This is a genomic window from Leifsonia sp. HAY1-4F, assembly GCF_056755275.1.
In genome coordinates this window covers 1-252 of sequence record NZ_JBNDHX010000443.1, presented here as the reverse complement: position 1 = coordinate 252, position 252 = coordinate 1, and the positions used below count along the sequence as shown (strand labels likewise).

At 61.1% G+C, this 252-nt stretch carries 1 pseudogene; it reads right to left on the bottom strand.

From position 1 onward, the window contains the following. Positions 1-249: pseudogene (locus ACPYOG_RS20120) on the bottom strand (ABC transporter permease); the annotation flags it as partial. Positions 250-252 lie beyond the last annotated feature (3 nt).

Genomic DNA, 252 nt, shown 5'->3' with positions numbered 1-252 from the left:
GATGAGCCCGGTGATCGCGAGCACCGCCGACGTCGTCAGCCCCTGGGTTTGCAGGATGATGCCGGAATTCAGGATGAAGGCCATCAACGCCGCTGAAAAGATAACGCCAATGGCGGAGTTGCGCGCCAGCACCGCGACCATGATGCCGAGATAGCCGTAATTATTGGAAATACCGCCCTGCAGGCGATGCACGGTGCCGGCGATCTCCAGCATGCCGGCAAGCCCCGCTATGGCACCGGAGAGAAGCATGAC